The sequence below is a fragment of the Maribellus maritimus genome (genome assembly GCF_022267315.1).
Classification (GTDB): domain Bacteria; phylum Bacteroidota; class Bacteroidia; order Bacteroidales; family Prolixibacteraceae; genus Draconibacterium; species Draconibacterium maritimum.
On record NZ_JAIKLE010000008.1, the window covers coordinates 66,259 to 90,267 of the forward strand.

A 24,009-nucleotide genomic window follows, 5' to 3' on the forward strand; every position below is an offset into this window, starting at 1 on the left:
GGTTTATTATAAATCGAATAAGCGTTTCAGGTGGCGTTCGTAAATATTCTCTTCTACACAAGAACCTACTACTTCTGCATTTTCCTTTAACAAATCAGTGTATTTTTCACCCATTTCGGCAGCCACTTTATAACCCACGTGAATAAGCTGTCGGAAATTAGAATTGTAATCAGCGTGCCCCGGAATATGACGCAAGGCATTTGCATATTTTTCACCATCCCAACTATCCACTTCTTCCGGTGTTGGTAATTTTGAATCATCAATATCGATTACATCGGCATACGGAGCACACAATTCGTCTTTTCTTTCGAGTGCTTTTTTATAAATTTCTTTTGCAGCTTCCAAACCGGTATCCCCCGAAATAGAAAGTCCGATAACTTCTTCCAACCAGGTCGTACCGGCTGTTTTTACGTGAATACCTTTATCGTGTTTTTTAATGATTTCGGCCATTATCGGATAAATGGTAAATTTATCAGAACCGGAATGCACACTCAATTTTAAATCTTCAGGAAGACCAAATTCCTTCACAGCGTGCTCAATTACCAAAACATCTTCTTCAAATTCTTTGGCAAATTGAACGGTGTCGCCAACATAATCAACACCCTTGTTAAAACGACCTGTAAATTTTGGAGCGATTGTTTGTGCCGGAATTTTTTCATCGGCAATCATTTTCAGGATAAAAAACATATCCACCGGCGTTTGCGGTTCTTCCACTTCATCCATAGAAACTTCGGTAACAAAATTTCCAACTCCTTTTGACGACTCAATGTGACGATAAATTTTCGCTGCTTCTTTTACAGCTGCCAGGTATTTACCTGCAACAACATCCAAAAGTTCATCGGTAATTACAATTGGTTCAGGAATTCCGGCTATGGAAACTTCCGTGCCCAAGGCTTCGCATGATTTTTTAAATTTGAAAACATCTTCTTCGGCCGAGTCGTTTCCAATATACATTGCAACATCGAGTGTAAAGAAATTACAATGTTCAATAAAACGATCTACATTGGAGAGATTAATATGATCGGCATCGACAAAATAAGGGCCTTCCCAACCCAGATTTTTAACGGCCGCGTCGGCTTCTTTTCGCGTTCCTTCTGGCTCTGAGTGAACAATATTATGTTCTCTGTTTGACTTATTCCAAACAGGCGTAACTTCCACTCCTTCAGAAGTAGCTGTTATCAAAGCGCTTAACTGAGCTTCTCCTTCATGGTTAAACCGGTCTCCGGTTCCAAAACTGTATTTACCTAACTCCATTTTATTTGTTTGATTTATTATTTTTTTTGCTGTAAAGAAATACTTCCGTGTACGAACACGAAAATATAGATATATTTCTTTGTGGCAAAAGCTTTTTTGATGTTATACAAATATATTCTAATTCTAAATTAGAGATATCGCTCCGTAAAAACCGACCAGGAATATAACCAAACAACTCATCCACAAAGAAATATCATAAAATTTTGAGGATTCGAGGCCAAATTGTTTTTGTTTATATCTAAAATGTAAACCGGCATAAACAATTATCAGCAACATAAAAAATGTAATAATTCCACCAATGGTTACCATAAATACCGGTGATTTTACCCACAAAAGTGCAATTACCCATAAAAACGGAAACACCCAGGCTAAAATTGCCACTGTTCTTTTGCGTTGTTTTAGGTTGAAAAAATCTATCCAACCAAGTTGTCCAAACAAATCAGAGAAAATTCGTGTGCGGGCTGCCAGTGCAGAAAATAAAGTTGAAAATAAAACCACAAAAGAGCCAAAAAGAAAAAAGTCTTTTGCCCAGGGGCCAAATGAATGCGTGTACATTTTTGAAAGTGTTTCAATCATTTCGAAACCACCCGGAATCTCTCTTCTTTTATAAAGTACAGCTGCACCGAGTAAATAAAAAGCTGCTGTTACCAGCGTGTAAACGACCATCGATAAAATTGCATCCAGGTTCATAACTTTAATCCAGCCCCTGGCTCGTTTCCGCCATTCATCTGATTCTTCAAACGGACCGGTAAACCTTGCATATCCTTTTTCCAGACACCAATAATTGTAAGCCACAATTTCGTCACCGCCAACTCCTGTGAGTCCAAAAGCAGCAATTGCAAATCCAACTGCTGCAGGCGGAAGCTGAAACCTCAAGCCTTCCAAAACTTCGCTTTGGGTAAAAGCAAAATCGGTGTATTGAAGCATAAAAACAGCGACAACTGTAAATGTTGTAAATAACAGCATCAAAACCACCGATACTTTTTCAATAAAAAAGTAGTAGCCTTTAAAAACCATAGTGGCCACAATAATGCCAACAATAATCGCAAAACTTATGATGTTTACCGACGGGAAAGCCATATTTAACGTAATTGCCACGCCTCCAATAATTCCACCTAACTGAAGCGGTTTAAAAAGCCAAAGAAAAAACCATGTCCAAAGACTCCAATTCGCGTTTTGTTTTCCAAAGCGGGGACCGCCAATTTTATTCAGCGAAGTAAACACCGTTTCCCCGGTGCGGATGGCTTGTTTTCCAAATTCAAGCTGAATGGCAACTTTCACAGCACAACTTACCAGAATAACCCAAAACGTAACAAAACCGGCTTTTGCACCTAAAGTTGTTGTAGAAATTAACTCGCCGGAGCCAACAACCGACGCCGATAAAATAAATCCGGGGCCTAAATATCTGAATTTTCCTAACAAAGAAGTGGGGGCACTTTTTATACTGTCCATGGAGAGAATATACGGATCGGTTTGCATTGGCGTTTATTTTAGGTTTAGAAAAGGCAGCTCTGTTCTAACTGCCAAAATCAAGCAAAACTTTCAAATAATTCTGGCTTTCATTTTGAACCAGTTCAAATGCCTGTTGAATTTGAGAACCGTGCATCACTTTTGAGATAAGCGCTTCAGGCTTTAAGTCACCGGCATTTAAATGTTCAATAACTTCTGCAAATTCGCCATGACTCACACGTGAGGCCACAATTTTTGCTTCTTTCCAAATCAACTCCTTAAAAACAATAGGTGCCGGATCATCTCCCAATCCAAGAACAACAACTTTACCTGCACCACGAATACTCTGAATACACGCTCGAACAGGAGTTGGCACACCTTCAAATTCATGCGCATGTCCGATGGCTTCAAAAGCGATATCCACACCTTTTCCGTCGGTGTGCTTTTTAATCACATCAACCGGATTTTCTTTCGTTGGATTTATAGTGATTACATTTTCAAAATGACTTGCAGCAATTTCCAGGCGTTTATCCAAAGGATCAACCATAAAAATGGTGTTCTGTGTTTTTGTGCGGGCAGCCTGTAAAATTACCTGACCTACCCTGCCTGCTCCCCAAATGGCGATACTATCTCCGTCTTTTGTTTCGGCGCGGTTATTTGCATGAAACCCAATCCCGTAAATTTCAACCAATGCAACATGCTCGTTGGGCAAATGAGAAGCCGTTTTAAAAACCATATGTTGAGGAACTGAAATATATTCAGCAAAACCACCGTCCAAATCAACCCCCAACAATTTAAGACTTGTGCATGCAGGATAATGTCCCCGTTCACAAGCCGGACATTTTCCACACCAAATAATCGGGTCGATAGCAACTTTATCTCCTGCTTCGAAACCGGAAACTCCCTCACCAATATCTTCAATAACTCCACCCATTTCGTGTCCTGGTGTAAAAGGAATAGGCGTACGGGGATGAAAATCTCCCGGAAAAATATGCATATCAGAACCACAAATGCTGGCAAATTTTATACGAATCAGCACTTCTCCCGGCTTTACTTCCGGAGTGGTAACTTCTTTCCAAACAAAATTATTATAAGTTTCTAAAACCGCCGCTTTCATTTATATGTTAATTTAGATTTGAAGTCGCAAAATACACTTAAAAAAAATGATTTCAAACTTTGCCTGAATTTCAGAAGTAAAATATATTACTTCTTTCGTTTCTTTTCAATATCATTTCGAAAATCAAAGATTTTTCTACTTTTGAAAAAAATTAAGAACTATATATTTAATTGAAGATAATTTCGAAAATAATGAAGAAACTATTTATCGTCTTTTCTGTTTTAACCTGTTTTCACTCAATAAATCAATCTGTTAAAGCTCAACCCAAACAAGATTGGGAGAATCCGCTCATATTTAACCATAATAAGGAGGAGCCGCATGTTACACTGATGCCTTTCCGGACAGTTGATGAAGCACTCACTCAAAAACGAAACCAGTCAGTGTTTTACAAAAGCCTGAACGGAATATGGAAATTCAACTGGGTTCGAAAACCTGTTGATCGGCCGGTGGAATTTTACAAACCGGATTATGACGTTTCTCAATGGGATAATATTCCGGTGCCATCCAATTGGGAAATGGAAGGTTACGGTGTACCCATTTACGTAAACCATCAATACGAATTTGCAGATTACAAACACCCTGTTTCAACTGAGATAAAATTCACAGATGATATTTACCCTGCAAATCCGGGAAAAGTTCCGCATGATTACAACCCTGTTGGTTCTTATCGCAGAAATTTTACTGTCCCTAAAAATTGGGACGAACGCGAAGTTTTTATTCAGTTTGGCGCTGTAAAATCGGCTTTTTACATATGGGTAAATGGAGAAAAAGTAGGTTATAGCCAGGGCAGCAAAACTCCCGCCGAATGGAATATCACCAGCTATCTGAAACCCGGAAAAAATACGCTGGCTTTGGAAGTTTACCGCTGGTCAGATGGTTCATACCTCGAAGCGCAGGATTTTTGGCGCATCAGCGGAATTGAGCGCGATGTTTATCTCTACTCTGCGCCCAAAGTTCGAATTCGTGATTTTTTTGCCAAAGCAGATTTGGATTCTGAATACAAAAACGGAATCCTGAAACTGGATGTTGACATCAAAAATGATGTAGAAAAATACCGTTCAGGAAATTATTCTGTTGAATTTGAGCTCTATGATAAAAATAATGAGTTGGTTAGCAAGGATTTACAGGAAGCAAAAATCAACCGGAAGAGCGATTTTAAACTGACATTTTCAAAAGAAATCTTGAACCCTGAAAAATGGACGGCTGAAACACCAAATTTATATTCATTGGTCATCATCCTGAAAAATGAAGAAGGTAAAATTGTTGAAACTGTATCACACAAAATCGGATTCAGAAAAGTAGAGTTGATTGATACACTGTTTTGCATCAACGGTGTTCCGGTAACCATAAAAGGCGTTAATCGACACGAACACGACCAGTACAAAGGCCACGTAATAAGTGAGGAAAACATGATTAAGGAAATAGCGTTAATGAAACAGTCCAATATTAACGCGGTGCGCACGAGCCATTATCCGAACGATGAACGGTTTTATGAATTGTGTGATGAATATGGTTTGTATGTAACCGATGAAGCCAACATTGAATCGCATGGTATGTATTACGGCGAGCACTCTCTGGCCAAAAAACCGGAATGGGAAGCTGCTCACGTGGACAGAATGATGCGTATGGTGGAACGCGATAAAAATCATGCTTGTGTCATAGTTTGGTCAATGGGGAACGAAGCCGGAGACGGAGTGAATTTTACCGCCGGTTACAAAGCCATAAAAGAGCGCGATCCTTCCCGCCCTATACACTACGAACGTGCAATCATGGGCGACAATACCGATATTTTTTGTCCGCAGTATCCGGGCGTTAAAACACTGGAACGATATGCAGAGAAATGGCAGCCAAAGACCTTTATTTCAAGTGAATATTCACACGCCATGGGAAACAGCAATGGCAACCTGATGGATTTGTGGGAAGTGTTTTACCGCAAGAGAAACGACCAGCTTCAGGGAGGTTATATCTGGGACTGGATTGATCAGGCTTTGGTAAAAACCGATGAAAATGGAAATAAATTCTGGGCTTACGGTGGTGACTATGGCGAAAACATGCCTACCGATTACAATTTTGTCTGCAACGGTGTGATTTCAGCGGATTATACTCCGCATCCCGGACTTCGTGAAGTGAAATACGCATACCAGTATGTCCGTTTTAGCAAAACCAACAAAGGTTATCTGGTAACAAATTTCCACGATTTTATTGATTTAAACGATTATGAAATTTCCTGGACTATTTCAGATAACGGTATTAAAAAATTCTCCGGAACAATTGAAAATGTAAACCTGAAGCCTGGAGAGAGCCAGTCTCTGGTTATACCACTTCCATCAACAACTCTGATGCCGGGAATAGAGCGTTACATTGATTTTTCGGTAACATTAAAAAAAGACCGCTCTTTTATGCCGGTTGGATTCGAAGTAGCACACGACCAGTTTAAAATGGAAGGTAAACATATCAACTCTTTTGAAAAAGATGAACTTCCTGCATTATCATATTCCGAAAAAAATGGAAGAATTACGATAACAGGAGAAAATTTTATCATCGGTTTTGATTTGAGTGGAGGAACTATTTCATCGTATGAAATTAACGGAATGGAACTGATACAAGAGGGCCCAAAAATTAATTTCTGGCGACCATCCAACGATAACGACAAAGGCAGTCAGATGTTGAACCGGTTGGGTATATGGCGCGAAGTTTCGCGGGAAGCCTCACCTTCAGACATAAAAGTTTCGCAACCTGAAGCAGAAAAAGTGATTGTTTCAGTGGATTATAACCTGGAAAAAGTAAACTCTGTACAGACAGTAACTTACACTTTTTATGGCAGCGGATTAATTGAAGTAAAAAGCAGTTTTACAACCAATGAAGAAAAACTGCCCGATATGCCACGCTTTGGTCTTCGCTGGGAAATTCCGGTAAATTTTGATAATCTCAGTTATTTTGGACGCGGCCCCCACGAAAACTATATCGACCGAAACAGCAGCGCGTTCGTAGGTATTTATTCAGGCAAAGTAACCGACCAATATTTTAAATATGTACGTCCACAGGAAAATGGTTATAAAACTGATGTCCGGTGGTTTGAACTGCGGAACGAAAACGGACTGGGAGTTCGTGTAACTGGTGAGCCACTGGTTGGATTTTCTGCTTTACATAATCCTATTGAAGATTTTGATATGGAAACGACAGAGGACTACCGGCATACCAACGACATTGTTAAAAAAAATGGTGTTTTTATTTGTACCGATTTAAAAATGATGGGAATTGCAGGCGACGATTCCTGGGGAGCACGTCCCTACCCGGAATATTCAATTCCTGTAAAAGATTATGAGTTTAGCTTTACAATCGAGCCGGTGTTTTAGAAGGTAGTTCCCAAAATTGGATGGAAGAACGGATTCTGTAATAGGAATCCGTTCTTTTTATCATGCGATAATTAAGTCTACCTTTTAAAATACTTATAATCCGCCGGAGTTTGTTTTCCGGTAGTGGTCATGGTTGTGGTTATTTCATTTGAAGGGCGCTGCCAATAATAGAAAACGCCGGTTTCAGTGCCTACCAACAAATCAGAAACACCATCTTTATTAAAATCGGAAACAACAGGACCGTCGGTGTGTCCCATCAAAGTACGGGAAAGTACGCGCCCCATGTATTGCAACACCATTTTTCCATCTTTCATTCCCCTGTTTTTCATCCAATCCACTGCGGGCTTTGATGAAAAAACAAGATCTTCCATTCCGTCGCCGTCCCAATCAGCAAAAGTAATTTTTAAACGTCCGTGACTTGAACCGGTACGCTGATTTAATAAAACCGGTTCGCCATCAGGATAAATAAAATTGCGCTGCGGATGCCCCAGCAACAATTTATCCCCCTCTTTCATTCGTGGAAAAACAGCCAGGTATCCTTCATAATCGAGCATCACCAAATCGTTTAAGCCGTCGTTGTTAAAATCCATAATAAACGGAGAAGTTCTCCAGGGAGCCAGCAATTCATTTTCTTCCGAAAAGCCCGGAGTCCAGTCCGGTTTTTGCGGTTCTCCCTCCCATTCTACATACAAAGGCTGCGGATCCGAAAGTTCAGGAGCTTTTCTTTTTCCCTTATTTTTTAACCAAACAATATTTCCGTTGTGTTCATTTACCAAAATATCGGGAAGTCCATCCATATCCCAATCACCAACATCTATAGTACTATAACCCCAATGCGGATCTTCCGTGTTTGGAAGCACTTCTGTTTGTATAAATCGAATCGGGTTACCATCAATTTCCAAAATTTCAGGTGCATCCCATTTCGGGGCCTCTCCACCCAAATTCTTTACAAAACACACATTCCCTACACTATTTCCACACAAAATATCATCCAATCCGTCGCCGTCCCAATCAAAAACACGCGGGGCTGCCAGTGCTCCCAAATCCACAAAATGAGCTTCCTGCCGGAGAAAAACCGGTGGCAAAAATTCCGGTTTCCCATCCAAAACTTTTCCCGTATTTTTTAAGAACGAAATTTTTCCATCTTCATCTCCGGCCAAAACATCAACAAATCCGTCTCTGTTAAAATCAATCGTTCGTAACTTAATGGAACCTCCGTGGCGACAAACAAATTGAATCTTTTCACCATTGTATGTTAATGTATCGCCTTCTGCATAATTGTATTTTTGAGGAGTTCCCGTGTTTTCAAAATAAACCAGATGAGAAAAACTACTTGCTGCGAGATAATCCAAATCACCGTCATTGTCATAATCACCAAAAGCAACATCCATGTTTAATTTCCGATCAAAAGGTTTGGAAGCTGTTAAGATACTTTCAGGAGCCTCATACACCGGATTTTCATTGCTTTCGGAATTCTTAAAAAATATCAAAGAAGCACCTTTGGAAGAATTTGAACCGCAAAGCAAATCGACTTTTGAATCTGCATCGAAATCAATTAATTTCCATGTATTTCCTTTTGTTCCTTTTACATATTTATTTAAATGCCCGGGCATGTTTACTTTCTTCCAAAACACATTTTGTGGAACATCTTCATAAATCAGTAAGGATTCGTTCACACGGTCGGGAGTTAAAACATGCACATGTCCATCAACTTCGGAAGCTTCAAAAAATTTCCCGTCGTTGCCTAAACGAAAACGTTCAGAATTAACGCGCATACCATACCGAAATACGGGCATTTCAATATTGCCGCTTATATTTTCAAAATAAAACACTCCCGATTCAGCATAACTTCCCGATTCAGAAATAAGTAAATCATAATCGCCGTCGCCATCGAAATCCATAGGCATAGGAACCGATTTAAATCCCACGTCTAAATCGACCAGCAGATTGGGATTATTATATTCAAACTTGTGTAATTTGTTGTCGGCGTATTGATTGTTCGATTTTTCCTGCTGTGGAACACATGATAAAAGAAAAATTCCCAATAACAATCCAATTAAAATCTTTGCATCCATAAAAAATAGTTTTAGTCACAAAATCTCAGAAAACCTTTCAAACCGGTTTACCTTTTTGGAGATTCTGATTTTTCAAAGTTCTAAAACCCAAGCGATGAAGACTAATATTTTTTTGTCTGGTTTTTCACATTATTTCACCGCAAAGTACTATTTCCACAATTGAATTGCTTTTTTCAACTCTGCCTCATAATTATTGTTTTCTTCACTAAAAACCTTATTATTCACCTTTTCTATATCTTCTTCGTTGGTTCGATTGTAACGAATTGGTGGATTTTCGTTCTCGCAAAACAGGTAATTGTCTTTTACTAAATTTGTTGTTGCCCGGTGAAAACGAAGTGGTGATTTTGCAATATTATAAATCAGATTGTTGGCCACAACTACATTGGTTGTTCCTTCATCAAGAAACATCCCGTTGCTTTCTGCACGACCGGCATTTACCGTCACATCATGAATATGGTTGTTGATAATTTTACTTCCGGGTTGCAGGCCTAACATATAAATTCCACCACCATCGCTCAATATTTTCATAATATGATGAATGTGATTTCCATCCATTACATTGTCGCGGCAAGGTGTTGGCTCGGGGCTCCACATCCAGCCAATGGAAATTCCGCTGTAAGGCAAATCAAAAATCTGGTTGTCTTTTATTGTAGTTTCGGCTGTTAGTCCGCACCAAATACCAACTGCTCCAAAATACTGTGCTCCAATTTTGGTAACTATACAATTTTTTATTGTATTATTTAATGCTACTTGTTCCGGCGCTGTTTTCCACCATTTGCCGCCGGCAACTTCCCGGTCGCGGCCTTCTCCAATCATAATTCCATTGCCTGAAACATCTGCTACAACAACACTAGAAAACAAGTTATTTTTACAGGCCGTTCCAAACCAAATTCCTGAACCACCCATATTCTCAACCGTACAATTTTTAAAACTGCAGTCTTCTGTCCATCTGGCTGAAATAGCAGCAGGAACTACCGCCCAGCCTAAGTTATCGGGGCGAGGATCAAAATTACAGGCTTGTACTCCACAATACCCCTCTTCCGGGATATTCCATAAAGAATAACGAAAGGTAATTCCGTCAAAATGAATATTTTTCACCGGAGAATTTTCTTCTCCCTGAAATCCAATCAGTCCTTCCGAAACCGGAATAACCGTTTCTATCTGATTTGGATTTACATTTTCAGGAAACCGGGCAATTAATTTATTCTCATTGGCAACAAAACACCATTCATAATTTTCATCTATAAATTCAATTGCATTTTCGAGAAAATAGCGGGGATTTGCTTCCCAATGATCAATGTAAAAAAAGTCGGGATTCCTTGCACCAATTGAATCTTTTGTTGTCAATCTGTTCTCTTCGCTATCAATTTTCAGAATTGGATTTCTGGAAATCGACCAGTCATGTAAAAACACCAACTCGGCATCTTCCGCTGCTTCAGGAATTGGAAAGTCATTTTCTTCAAAAAGAAAATTGGTTCTGCGATCTTCACCCACCTGTTTTACTCGCAAATAGCCTTTATTCGGGAAACGAGACCTTGTTGCCCGCCGTCCTTGAACAAAAAATTCCCTCGGGCTAATTTCCTTTCCTTCTATTTTAGGAACCGCAGCTTCCGACAACCCGCGTGCATTTTTTGTCCATTCTGAAAGCCGGACTCCTCCTGAAATAACAGGACTACTCCCGGTTACTGCTTGAAACGTTATTGAAAAAGAACTTTGCGTCGTTTGCAACGGTTCAAAAACAACCGGACTATTTATTTGGTAATTTCCATTTTCGAGGAAAACTGTAACATCTGAGAACCCACCATTCTCTATTAATTTATATGCTTTTTCTTTGGCTTCAGAAAGACTTGCTAAAGGTTGTATTTTTGTTCCTTCATTTTTGTCATTTCCCAAAGGCGAAACATAAATTTCCTGCGCATCCAAAAAAACAGGGGCATTGAAAAAAAGGAAAATTGAACACAAAAAGACGAATGTTTTTTTGGAAGAGGTAATTCTTAATTTCATAATAATTGATTTAGGTTTTTCAAAAATACATGATTTTCCCGGAAGTCAGGCAGGATTAAACAAATCGTTTGCTGGAATGTTATTTTAGTGCAAAACAGACTTAAGTGTCCTTAATAAAAACCGCATGTACTTGGAAAAATCTGAGATTATAGCCAACGATCAGTTTTCTACGGAAGAAATACTAAATGACTACTATATTGCCTATTTGAGTCGACAGTTGAGTTTGCTTGGTCGCCGGGAAGTACACAACGGCAGAGCGCATTTTGGTATTTTTGGCGACGGCAAAGAGATTGCACAAATTGCTTATGCCAAAACCTTTAAAAAAGGCGATTGGCGTTCGGGATATTATCGTGATCAGACGTTTATGCTGGCACTGAATTTATTGCAGCCGGAGGAGTTTTTTGCAATGATTTACGGCGATACAAATGAAGAGAAAAACCCATCAACTGTGGGGCGAAACTTCAACAATCATTTTAGTACACAAAACATTAACGACGAGGGAGAAATAAAAGATTTGCTTCTTCAATACAATTCAGCATCTGATATTTCATCAACCGGAGGACAAATGCCGCGCCTGCTGGGGCTGGCGCAAGCTTCAAAAATTGTACGGGAAAAACCGGAGATGAAAAAAGCAATGAACAATAATGTAAACGGAGATGAAGTTGCCTTTGGAAGCATTGGCGATGCAAGCACTTCAGAAGGCGTTTTTTGGGAAACCATAAATGCAGCAGGTGTAATGCAGGTTCCGCTGGCCGTTGCCGTTTTCGACGATGGTTTTGGAATCAGTGTGCCGGTTGAATTGCAGACCACAAAATCGAGCATTTCGGAAGCACTAAAAGGCTTTCAAAAAGAAAAAGGTTCAAATGGAATTAAAATATATAAATCGAAAGGTTGGGATTACCCGGGTCTGGTAAAAACATTTAAAGAAGGAATTGATTTTTGCAGAAAAACCCACACTCCTGTTGTTTTTCATATTGAAGAAGTTACACAGCCACAAGGACATTCAACATCGGGTTCGCACGAACGTTACAAAACCAAAGAACGCTTGCAGTGGGAAGATGATTTCGACGGTTTAAATCAAATGCGAAAATGGCTGCTGGAAACCGGAGTTGCCGATATGGATATGCTGGTTGAAATTGAAAAATCGGCAAAACAAAAAGCCAAAGAAGCACGAAATAAAGCCTGGCAAAATTTCACAAACGGATATCAGAAAGAACAAAATGGATTGCTGGAGATTCTTCGTAAAATAGATGCAAAAACTGATCTTCAAAACGAGCGTAAATTTGAATTGGTACGTAATAGAATCTTTCCGACGAGACGTTCGCATTTTAGTTTTGCGAAACGGTTAAACCTGGAAATTCATTTAAACCCTGATTTACAGGATGAACGGGCTGAACTACAAGACTGGATTGACCGTTTTAAAACAAGAACAATTGATTTTTACAACACAAGTTTACACCGAACAGGTCCTGATTCTGCGCTAAAAGTAGAAGGACATCCGGTAAAATACGGTTCAAACACGGAAGATGTAAACGGCTCCCAAATCGTCAACAAAAATTTTAATGTTTTATTTGAAAAATACCCGAATCTGGTCACATTTGGTGAAGACACCGGAAAAATGGGCGATGTCAATCAAGGCATGAAAGGAATGCAGGAAAAGTACGGAAAAGAACGTGTTTCCGACACCGGCATTCGCGAGGCCACCATAATCGGGCAGGGAATTGGCCTGGCGTTGAGAGGCTTTCGTCCGATTGCTGAAATTCAATATTTGGATTACCTTATTTATGCCCATTCGCAATTAAGCGACGATTTGGCGACATTACAATACAGAACGAAAGGGAAACAGGCGGCGCCACTCATTATTCGTACCCGCGGACATCAGTTGCAGGGAATCTGGCACGCCGGTTCGCCCATGCAAATGTTATTAGGTTCACTAAGAGGAATCTATTTGTGTGTTCCAAGAAATCTAACGCAGGCTGCAGGCTTTTACAATACATTGCTTGAAGCCAACGATCCGGCCATCGTAATTGAGCCATTAAAAGGTTACAACGTAAAAGAAAAACTTCCTGAAAACCACGGTGAATATAAAGTACCGCTGGGCATTCCGGAAATAATGAGGGAAGGAACTGATGTTACGGTTGTTACCTACGCATGGAACGTACACCACGCACTCAAGGCAGCCAGTTTACTTCAAAAATTTAAAGAAATATCCATCGAGGTGATTGATGTCCAGACTTTAATGCCGTTTGACGTAAACCACACTATTTTAGAATCGGTGAAAAAAACCAACAAAGTACTTTTTATGGACGAAGATGTACCCGGAGGTGCCACGGCTTATATGATGCAAAAAGTGTTGCAGGAACAAAAAGCGTTCGACTATTTAGACACTGCGCCACGTACTCTTTCAGGAATGGAACATCGACCGGCCTACGGAATTGACGGGGAATATTTCTCGAAACCTAATGTTGAGCTTCTTTTTAAAAATGTTTATGAAATGATGCGGGAAACGGATGAGAAAAAATATCCTAAACTGTAACGTTGATTCATGTCGTATAAAAATCAACGACATTAAGATAACTCAGCACTATCTCATAAACACTGTAAACAGTGTCAATAACTTCTTTTCACAAATGACAAGAATTACTCTTTATTAAACTGAACAGATAGGAGTTGCATAGCAAATGCAATTTCATAATTAACTTCCATACTATCAGATATTCGTCCGCATTTCCTCTTATTTTTGGAACAATATAAGGAAACTCTTGGGGAAAGCCGCGAGGAATTATTTGATTAAAATATATTTATGCAAGGTAATTCCCCACGTTTTCCGGGAGGGATCCCATCGTAAATAATATAGCTATGGGAACCTGTTTCCAATTCACCAAAAGGGCCGGGAAAAGATTCACTTCTCAGATCAAAACGAAGCTTGTAATTTTCATTCCACCTTGCATTTTTTCGTGGTTTCAATTCCTCAGGAATCGTCATTGTTACAGAGTGTTTTTCGGGGATGTAACAAACTTTCATATTTTCAATTTTGCGGGCATCCTGATCGAAATGCATTGAATGAAGTTCCCAAAACTTTTGCCACTGATTCAGACTCAATTCGACTCTTCCATCATTGCCAAAAACATCGGCACCTGTCTCTTTTGAGATTTTTTCTGCAAGATATGATTCATCTATTGGTTTAGGAATATCGGAAGCTGAATTTATATAAAAACCTTTTTGATATTCGGGATAAATATTTCCTAAAAATCGCTGCTCACCGCTCCTCCACATCGGGTAATTGATGTCGTAATTTATATCATTATCGATAAAAATATTGTTGTAAAATGAATGGTGGTAAGTTTTTGTCCGGGAACCAACCTGACGGATATAAACAGCCTGACCATAAGCTTCTTTAATTCTTCCCGGACCAGTTCCTCCGGTATTGCTCATTTTACGTGTTCCGGCAATCAAATTATTCACAAAAAGCCCACCTGACGCATCATGGATATAAATTTGATTTTCTTTATTGTCCATCAGGATATTGTAATCGACCAGCACTGTTCCGAAATCATAATCGCCCATTTCCAGAAAAAAACCACTTCGGAGGTTATTGACAATTACATTTTTTGATACCCTGGCATTTGGGTATTTATTGTCGAACCAGATTCCGTAGCTAAAATTATCAGAAACCAGATTTTCTGCAACAATACAATCTATATTGTTATGGAATTTGATCCCTGCTGATTCATAGCGTTTGTAACCACGGTACATTTGATTATTATTGTACATTACCACATTACCTTTCACAACCATCTCTTTCGACCCCCAACCAATGATTCCTGTACAACCATTGTCAAGGATATAATTATTCTCAATTCGGTTACCAATCACTTCTTCAGGATCATAAATTCTTTGATTGATTCGTTCATTATCAGGTCCTTCAGCGCCACAGTCCAGACCTATATTAGCTGCATACCTGACTACATTATTCATGACAGACCAGTGGTGTCCACTCCTTGTGCTTAGTGCCCCGGCCTGTGCATTTTCTTTTGTTTCCCAGAAATTACGAGGATACTGGTTGCCACAATGCTCCATTATAAAACCAATTACATGAATGTATCCCAACCCGCGCTGATGTGGAGCAAAAATTCGCCTTCTGGTAGTAAGTTCTATTTGAGATTTTTTGGGTTGATGCTTATTTGCAAAATGGATCAAAACAGCATTTTTTTCTTCGTTGTACCACCAGCTTGCCTCATGCTCTTTCATTTCATTTTTCAGAGGATATTGCCGGTACATTTCTCCATTAACGAAAACTTGTCCAAGCGTGAAAACAATTCCTTCTTTCCCTTCAGGTTCCCCATCCCGTTCCCATGGAGTGGAAGCTACCGGGACTTTAAACGGATTGGCATTATCAAAATAACAATCATCGGTAAATTCCATTGTCGAAAGACTGCATGAAAAAACCTTATTTCCTTCAGGTTTAAGCTTTCCTGTGTAAACATCCGATCCCTTGATGAAAACCCTTTTACCGGGTTCGGCAATATAAACAATTGGGGCTTGTTTTGATCCACCACGCACAGGGGAAACACGCTCGCGATAAACGCCTCCCATTACCAATACCGTATCGCCGGCTTGAGCCAAATCTGCACCCTTTTGTATGGTACGAAAGGGTGAATCCAAATTGCCTTTGTTTTGGTTATTACCGATTGTAGATACATAATACTTTTTGGCAATTGCACAATTAAAAACAAACAATGCCAAGCATAAAAGAAGAAGTTTTCTGAACATAAAAAATAGTCTTTATTTTCTTTTGGAATTTAGTGGTTTTACCATATTAAAGATCTCTAAATTGCTATTGGTACAGGCAAAAAACACATGAGTAGGTATTCCATTTTCCATCAGTATCTGGGGTCGTTCCAGTTTTTTCATTGTTTCGAAATCTCCATCTGTGTACGTAATATACCTGCTGTAAGCCTTTGGACTGTCAGGAATCTGCCAGTTTATTCCATCTTTTGAGCTTGCTACAAAACCTGCCCCGTCTTCTCCGGTAATGGATTCATTCATACACTTTGCCAACATCACATACCTGAATCCATCGTACCAAACATAGGGATCTTCCACATCAGTGTCGATTGGGGTTATTTTAATCTGGTTATTTTCTCCGTGACGCTTGTATTCTCCCAGATAATGGTCTGCAACTGCGACACCAAATCTCATTTCCCTGTTTTGGTTACGCTCCGGATATGGAACAGGAGCACTTTTATAGACAAGCAAAACACTGCCATCTTTGTGAATAACCGGAGCAGGATTACTTGTAATTGCCCCATCCCACTGCCCAGGTCTTGGCGAAATAATTGGATTGTCCATTCGTTCCCAGGGTCCCAGAGGAGAATCAGAGGTAGCAATTCCGATGCGCTTATGGTTCCAGGCCTCCTCGTACATCGCCCTTGTTGGAACAGAATCTGATGGTTGATCAAAATTATAAGTCACACCAATGTAATAGAGGATATATTTCCCATCATGATATTGGATATTTGGGTTATGGGTAGCCATACCAGTAACTTTTTCCACGAACAGGTAAAATAACCTGTTGAAATTTATAGGGTCCTTCTGGATTATCTGCCACAGCGAGCACGATTTCTGAATTGGTAACCCATGCACTCATCGAAAGCTTTTTAGGCCACCTGCTTGCAAACATGTAGTATTTCCCATCATCTGATTTAATTACAGATCCTCCCCAAACAATGTAATCTTCCATTCTAAATGCCCCCTCTCGCGGAGATTCCTTCCAGTTCTGAGAAAAAACATTAACAGGTCCCTGTGACGACTGGCATCCAAACAAGATGAGCAAAACAAAAAATAAACCGATATACCTCATAATTTAATTATCAATTTTATAAATTCAAGCAAATCCGATAGTAACTTAATGAACCTCACCTTTTAAGACCAGTCATATCTGATTCAGTATTAATATTACCTTTCCCTTTTTTAATGATGGCTTTAAAATTATTTGAAACCTCTATGTTATTAGATGTTTTTAAAATAATATTTTTCCCGGGGACTCTATTCTCCAAAAAAAGCATTTCGCCGTCTTTATTTAGAATGTTGCCGTAAAAATTTATTTGTGTGGTTCCATAATCTGGTACATAACCTTTTTTGCCATGAAAAAGTATTCCTGAATTCCTTAGGCTACAATTTGTAATGGTAAACACATCAACCGGAGTATTCACTTTTACAAAAGGAAGTTTCCCATCGTGCAATACTGTTACATTATCAAACAACAGTTTCTTTTGTTCAGGTATTTCGGCACCCGGGTAATACGAACGGCTCCAGCTGCTGTTATCAAAATGAATGGAAAAGGTACTACGTGGCTTTTCTAAAAATATGTCTCTGAAAACCACATTTCTTACTCCGGCAGTATATTGCACATCATCCTGCATCATCACCCATTTTATACCATCCAGAACAACAGTTCCTTCTTTATGTGCTGGACGCGTTTTGGTTACCCATTTTTTCTTTAAAGGTTTCCCATCATCTCCTATTCCATCTACCCGGTAGATTCTACCCCCGGAAACAACTGCATCTGCATTTTGAAGCTCCAGCCCCTCTTTCCAATCAACCCATCCTCCTGCAAGTATCCGGCAGAAATATCCGACTAAAGGCTGGCCTTCCAAACTTAAATCATAACAATTTTCAATTACTCCATTTTCAATCCAGCCAACTTCAGGATTGGATGTGGCATAATCATGCGCATTCAGCGCCAGTGCATCATCAAGTGTTTTAAAAACAGCGTTGGATATTTTAAAACGGTTTCCCCGGCCTAAATGAATCCCATCCTTATCTCCCTCAAGAATAGTGTCGTCAATCAGCAAATCTTCGAAAGTACAAACATGAATGCTAAATTGAACACCTTCAATATCGTAACACCTAAATCCTTCTATTCTCAAATCTTTCACATAAAAAAATGCCAGCTGCCCTCTTAGCCCAAAAATCTGGTCAAAGCGTTTCACAACGCCATTCACACTAATATGAAGACCTTTTATTGTAATGTGCTCATCCCAGGTTCGGGTAAGTGCACCTTTATTAAGGATTACATGGGAAAATGAACCAACTTCATCAACCTTTTGAAGAATAACTCCTTTGCCAAATTCCACAGAGGTATTGCTCCCAATATAGGTGGTCCCAGCTACTTTGTAGGTGCCAGGCTGATTCACGATGATTGTTCCGGTTTGGTCTACTGCTTTTTGCAATGCCTTTACATTCTCCACTCCGCTTGCATCTGGCGAAAAGCCAAATTCCGAAGCATTGGAAAAACCTTTGGACTGGGGCCGGGCATATATACCCAGACTGATTAATATTACGATTAAATAGAACTTTTTCATTTTTGTATTTGACTTTACAATCCACAATCGTTACCCGATTCAGAATAAGAATAGTAAGGAATAGAAAACCATGGATTCTCTGGTACTTTTGGTAAATTATAATTTTGTTCCAATGATGTATTTTGGGAAGAATAATTGTCGTTGACATTGATGTAGACACCAAACTGACCGGTATTCATAATGTTATTAAAAGCAAATGTATTTGCAGCATAACGAATATTCATTCCATTGGGGCCTGTACAATTATTACATACCAAAATATTGTTCTTGCATTGACCTCCTATAGAACTATACAGAGATATCGCATTCCCGCCTGATCCGGTCATTGTATTACCCAACAAAAAATTGTTCGACGCTTTTTCCTCAATAAAAATCCCGGTTCTTTTTTCATTTTCACACTGACTAAACAAAACAGAATTATAATTGGCTCCGGCATCAATATCAACAAAGTCAGCATAGTGATTGAGAGATGCACAATTAATTACATGGATGTTATCACAAAGATGCATCCATATTGCCCGGTTGGTTTCTCCATTTCCATCAAAATGACAGTCTCTGATAAATGCAGGTGTAGTAGCTCCGCTATGATAAAGTACCCCGATGTTATTGTATTCTGCATTTTTTACTGTTACTCCGTCAATTATGGCAACATTATTTCCGGGGGCATAAATACCGTATGCACTAAGATCTTTGGAGTCAAGTATACCTCCTGAAAACGATGCATATCCACCTGATTTCATTAGTACCAACTGGGTACCTCCGGTTGTAGGCTCTTTAACATTATGAGACTCATCACTATTTGCATCCATCCCACTCCCTTCCGGATATATAGTCCCATCAAGTATCACACATGTATTGGAAGGAACATCTAATCCTGTATGATCGCCTTTCGCAACAAAGCTTCCGTTAAGCCACACAACCAAAACATCTCCCGAATGTGTTTGACGTGCTTCATTTACAGCAACCTGCACTTCCGCCAAGTCTACATCCGGTTCCCCATCACCCTGGCTAATGGTAATATCGTATCGTCCCATACCATTAACAATCATAGGATCATCATGAGGATTATCCTTGGTTGGAGGATTGAAATATGACATATTGGCTCCCCCTGCAATCTCAGATCCTAATACTTTACGATGACCTGCAACCACATTTCCTGAACCGTTAATTTCAAACTGTTCGCCACCGGTAATATCATTATTGAAAATTTGGTTTTCCTGACCTCCGATGATCATTCCTTTGGTATTTTGTGAAAACTCATTCTCTGTAACCAGTATTTTTTTTGTATTGCTTCCAAGCTCCAGCCCAATATTGTTGTCCTTCATTACATTTCTGGCAACAACTCCACCTGGTCCATCAATTCCAGCAGTCACATTAACGAATATTCCTGTTTGATTATTAAGGCTGAAATTGCCAGCTACCGTGGCCGATTGAGAGATCAGATTAACACCAAAAGAACTATGATTTGCAACAATATTATCGATCAATACAAAACGAGCAGAACTTTTAACCAATATGCCATTCTCTCCTGTCCCGGATAGAATACACCGGGTGATAGAACCTGCATCATTTAACTGGTCGTTCCCCCTCCCCTGGTAAAAGATACCGTAGTTTTTATAACCCGAAATGTTTACATTGTCGATATTCACTTTCCCACTATTTGTTACTGAAATCCCCCTCTCAGCAATGCCTCCGCCATCCAGTTCGGCAATTGCAGTATTATTTACTGCTCCAATGGATACATATTCAGCATCTTTAATGTGGATCAGGGCAGGACAATTGCTGGTATTTTCTGCTACCATACTGCCGCAAGACTCAAAACTCAAACAGGTTTTATCTCCTAAAACAAGTGGCGTATCGCCTACTGTTATTTTTCCTCTTATATGAACAATAATTACAGACTCAGAATGAGAAGAACGCATATTATTGATCAAAACCTGCAACTCTTCAACAGCACCTCCGGGGAAAATAACTTCCTGGGTATTTTCATCAGTACTTGTTATAAAATGGGTTATTTGTCGTTGAAAAATCGGATCGGTTATCAGGTTTTCAGCTGTAAAAACAGGATCATTGTCATCTGATTTTAAATCATCCTTCCTACAGGAGATTAAGATCATTAATCCAATTAAAAAACAAATTAATTTGTCTGGTTTCATATTCAATCCCTTTTCTAGGAAAATCTATCTATGGATAATAAACTTACTTTGCTTGGTCTCACCTTCAGAAACTATTGAGATAAAATAAATCCCATTAACTAAGTCAACTACAGAAATATTATAATTTTCCATATTTCCGTTAAAAATCTTCTCTCTAACTAATTGTCCGTTTTGGTTGTACAACCTGGCTTTAGCCTGTTTGATTGGAACATTTTCAAATTTTAGTTTGATAACTGATTGGGCAGGGTTCGGAAATACAAATAAATCATCCATCTTTTTTTGCAAATCACCCACGGAAGTGGCATTCCCAGCATCATAAAGTGCGTTCCAAGGTTTTCCTTCATTTCCAATAGCATACAATTTCTCAATATCTACCGAATCCAAAGCAACTTTAAACATAGTCACCTCATCCAGATAACCTTTTAAAACGCGATCCCTATAATCTTCCTTGCCCAGCCACCAAAAGTTATGGGTTAAAAACTCCGTCACATTAGAGCTTCCTTCATTATCAAGTTTCCCATTCATATAAAGTTTTTTGTCACCTGTATTTTCCCACGTTATAGCAACATGATACCATTGAGCTGTAAGTAATTTAGTATTTGAATCAAGTTGATTATTATCCCAGCGTGCATCAACATGATCAGACTCAGCTGCAAATCCCCAATTCCTGCGCTCGGAAGAACCTTCATTATGGTTGCGGGTGGCGATCAAGCCCATATTCCCTCCCAGCTCATCCATCTTGAACCAGGCAGATATTGTAAATTCTGTGCAGCCGGCCAAAGGATCTCCTTCTACAAAAAAGTTATCATTCACACCGCCTTTGAACTGACAAGCTCCTCCTACTTTACCTGTCGTCCACGTCGGCGAACCAGATTCATCCTGCCATACTCCGTCTAAACCGCCAATCTGATCATTAACTGTTTTGCCCGATATTTCATCAAAGCCCCAGTAGACAACAGGACGGGCTTGTAAAGTATCAACCCCTACTTCCCTTGCATATAGATTATTCGCAAATAAAATTGCTAGTAAATAAATAAATAAAGTTTTAACATTCATAATGTATAGTTTTTTGATTTACAATATTTTAAACTTTTTAACACAAAAAAGATCAATAACAGGTAAGTGTTATTTGACTATTTTATTAATTCATTGAATCATTATTTATAATCAGATTCAATACAGATCAATATTAACTGCGTTATAAAAACTCATGAGGAGATATAAATGATTTAGAATCTACAGTTCAACTTTAGCCAAATAATATTTATCTAATTCTTAATCATGACCATCCTCAATAAAACAAACTGATTGAGGTACTTATTTCAAATGAGAATCAAAAAAACTCAACAAAGTGTTTTGCAATCAGTCAAATTGTTAACAGATTAGAGTTTAAAAAACCATTGGAATAAGTTTAATGGGAATTTTTAAACAACCTCCTAAAACCTTTTACATTAAAAAGTAAGGAGATAATGGAATCGAAATAAATTCCATTATCTCTAAAACAATTTAGTACCCTGGATTCTGTTCCAACTGAACTTCAGAGTTTGCTTCAATTTCTGCGCTTGGGATTGGTAATTTATTTAAATGATCACCTAATGCATATCCATTTTGAACAACTACCGGATTGTATCTCATGAGTCGCTCAACCAAGGTCCCGGTTCTAGTTAAAGTATTAAATCGGAATTCCTCCATATAGAGCTCGCGGGCGCGCTCATCCATGATTAAATCTATATCTACATCTCCATCTGTTACAGGCGTTGCCTGTGCCCGATTTCTCACCTCATTAATATCTTTTGCAGCATTTGCTTTGTCTCCCTTACGAAGGTAAGCTTCTGCCCTTAACAGAAAAGTTTCAGCAAGCCGCATGATGTACCAATCTTTATATATTCGTCCATTATCGTGCCCTTGCCCACTGCTTGAATCCTGAAATTGATTGTGATGTACTGCTGAAACCCCTTTCTTAAAAGAAGTTGAAATATGTCTATACAAATCACCTTTGTTACCACAATTATCAATGGTGATAGGTTGTCCATAGAACTCACTCGATGGGTTCGTCCAATAATAGGTCCGTTGAATGTTATACTTTGAATTTCGTATATCACGGTCCCAATCATCTTTGTATTCCCATATTTGTATATCTGCATAAGGAGTTACATACATTCCTCCATTAGGACGTCCACTTAAGGTATCCATTAACCAATTGGAGACACCATTTTTATCTTTTTGTCTCCACCAATCCGGGTGCCACCATCTTTCCAGTCCAAAATTACCTCCCCATTGTCCGACATTTCCACCTCCAATCATGGTTAAATCCATCTCAATATTCCAAATAGCCTCACGGTTTCCTTCCTGCCAGTTCATATTATTTTCCCTGAAAAGGTCCCAATACACATCTCCCCATGCTTCATATTCTCCCAGATAGTCATATCCATTAAACTGGAAATTAGTCCACTGTCCAAAACGTTCGGTCATCAGGTGATAATTTTGATCATCAATCACTTTACTTGCAGCAGCAATGGCCCCGTCATAATCTGCTAGAGAAATATTAACTTCAGCCAGCAAATGATATGCGGCAGCACGCGGTGCCCTTCCTCCAGGCAATTGATCTACTGTTGGCATCCACTGAACAGCAAATTCAAGATCTTCCTTACATTGCTGATAAACAGCTAATTGAGATACCTGAGTATAGTCAAATTTGGCAGCGGCAGTTTCTTCCAATACCAGTGGAACATCTCCCCACATATTTGCCAAAAAATGATAAGCAAATGCGCGCAGGAATTTTGCTTCCCCAACAATGGCATTTTTTTCTTCATCCGATTCCCAATTAACGCCATCCTCTTCTGCTCTTCCAATAATTACATTGGCGTGATAGACCCAGGCATAAAACCTTGTCCACCATTTATTCACAAATCCTTTATCCTCATTAAAAATATTCCATTGAAAATAATCTGTATATGCCGTATTATTAGCTCTATTACATGCAAGATCCAATCCCATGCCAAGCATATCAAAATTATCCCGGCTATCTGAATTTGCATACATATGTGTCCTTATTGTAAGGTAAATGTGAGCCAAAGCAGATTCAAAACCGGCTTTATCGGTAAATGAATTTTCCGGGCTTAAAAAATCCTTTGGCTGCTCTTCCAGGATTTCGTCCAGATCACAGGAAATTGTTCCTCCAATAAAAAAGAGGATAATTAATATATATTTATAGGTTTTCATCTTCATCTA

At 39.1% G+C, this 24,009-nt stretch carries 14 protein-coding genes; 2 read left to right on the plus strand and 12 right to left on the minus strand.

Annotated elements, in window-relative coordinates; genetic code table 11:
- Nucleotides 1-6: 6 nt before the first annotated feature.
- The 3 genes from K5G00_RS09210 to K5G00_RS09220 are packed head-to-tail and all read right to left on the minus strand — an operon-like array spanning nt 7 to nt 3,820.
- On the minus strand, nt 7-1,329 hold the full coding sequence (locus tag K5G00_RS09210) for a tagaturonate epimerase family protein (RefSeq protein WP_317235537.1): 1,323 nt from the start codon (nt 1,327-1,329) through the stop codon (nt 7-9).
- A 48-nt stretch (nt 1,330-1,377) separates the two neighbouring features.
- A complete protein-coding gene (locus K5G00_RS09215) occupies nt 1,378-2,733 on the minus strand; it encodes an Nramp family divalent metal transporter (protein ID WP_238765856.1) in 1,356 nt (451 codons plus the stop codon).
- A 37-nt stretch (nt 2,734-2,770) separates the two neighbouring features.
- Nucleotides 2,771-3,820, minus strand: a complete 1,050-nt coding sequence (locus K5G00_RS09220) for a zinc-dependent alcohol dehydrogenase (protein ID WP_238765857.1) — start codon at nt 3,818-3,820, stop codon at nt 2,771-2,773.
- A 191-nt stretch (nt 3,821-4,011) separates the two neighbouring features.
- Here K5G00_RS09220 and K5G00_RS09225 point away from each other — a divergent pair, with 191 nt between their 5' ends.
- A complete protein-coding gene (locus K5G00_RS09225) occupies nt 4,012-7,176 on the plus strand; it encodes a glycoside hydrolase family 2 TIM barrel-domain containing protein (RefSeq protein WP_238765859.1) in 3,165 nt (1,054 codons plus the stop codon).
- A 77-nt stretch (nt 7,177-7,253) separates the two neighbouring features.
- On the opposite strand, the gene K5G00_RS09230 is transcribed toward K5G00_RS09225, so the two are convergent.
- Nucleotides 7,254-9,251: an FG-GAP repeat domain-containing protein gene (locus tag K5G00_RS09230; RefSeq protein ID WP_238765860.1), complete on the minus strand. Its 1,998-nt coding sequence runs from the start codon at nt 9,249-9,251 to the stop codon at nt 7,254-7,256.
- Nucleotides 9,252-9,398: 147 nt separating this feature from the next.
- Entirely contained in the window at nt 9,399-11,255 is a 1,857-nt protein-coding gene (locus K5G00_RS09235) for a right-handed parallel beta-helix repeat-containing protein (RefSeq protein WP_238765861.1), read from the minus strand.
- Nucleotides 11,256-11,379: 124 nt separating this feature from the next.
- On the opposite strand from K5G00_RS09235, the gene K5G00_RS09240 reads away from it, so the two are divergent.
- Nucleotides 11,380-13,791 (plus strand): alpha-ketoacid dehydrogenase subunit alpha/beta, encoded by a 2,412-nt coding sequence (locus K5G00_RS09240; RefSeq protein ID WP_238765862.1) that lies wholly within the window; start codon nt 11,380-11,382, stop codon nt 13,789-13,791.
- Between the two features lie 254 nt (nt 13,792-14,045).
- Here the strand turns inward: K5G00_RS09240 and K5G00_RS09245 are convergent, their stop codons facing one another.
- The 7 genes from K5G00_RS09245 to K5G00_RS09275 all read right to left on the minus strand — a co-directional run bounded on the left by K5G00_RS09245 (nt 14,046) and on the right by K5G00_RS09275 (nt 24,000).
- Nucleotides 14,046-16,028 carry a right-handed parallel beta-helix repeat-containing protein gene (locus K5G00_RS09245; RefSeq protein ID WP_238765864.1) on the minus strand — a complete coding sequence of 661 codons (1,983 nt, stop codon included), beginning with the start codon at nt 16,026-16,028 and terminating at the stop codon, nt 14,046-14,048.
- Between the two features lie 12 nt (nt 16,029-16,040).
- A complete protein-coding gene (locus K5G00_RS09250; protein ID WP_238765865.1) occupies nt 16,041-16,793 on the minus strand; it encodes a glycoside hydrolase family protein in 753 nt (250 codons plus the stop codon).
- A complete protein-coding gene (locus tag K5G00_RS09255) occupies nt 16,780-17,118 on the minus strand; it encodes a glycoside hydrolase family protein (RefSeq protein WP_238765867.1) in 339 nt (112 codons plus the stop codon). The genes K5G00_RS09250 and K5G00_RS09255 overlap by 14 nt, the downstream gene beginning before the upstream one ends.
- Before the next feature lie 55 nt (nt 17,119-17,173).
- On the minus strand, nt 17,174-18,622 hold the full coding sequence (locus tag K5G00_RS09260) for a glycoside hydrolase family protein (protein WP_238765868.1): 1,449 nt from the start codon (nt 18,620-18,622) through the stop codon (nt 17,174-17,176).
- Nucleotides 18,623-18,636: 14 nt separating this feature from the next.
- A complete protein-coding gene (locus tag K5G00_RS09265; protein ID WP_238765870.1) occupies nt 18,637-20,778 on the minus strand; it encodes a right-handed parallel beta-helix repeat-containing protein in 2,142 nt (713 codons plus the stop codon).
- Nucleotides 20,779-20,802: 24 nt separating this feature from the next.
- Complete coding sequence (locus tag K5G00_RS09270; protein ID WP_238765872.1) at nt 20,803-21,834, minus strand: LamG-like jellyroll fold domain-containing protein; 1,032 nt, start codon at nt 21,832-21,834, stop codon at nt 20,803-20,805.
- Nucleotides 21,835-22,284: 450 nt separating this feature from the next.
- Nucleotides 22,285-24,000 (minus strand): RagB/SusD family nutrient uptake outer membrane protein, encoded by a 1,716-nt coding sequence (locus K5G00_RS09275; RefSeq protein ID WP_238765873.1) that lies wholly within the window; start codon nt 23,998-24,000, stop codon nt 22,285-22,287.
- Nucleotides 24,001-24,009 lie beyond the last annotated feature (9 nt).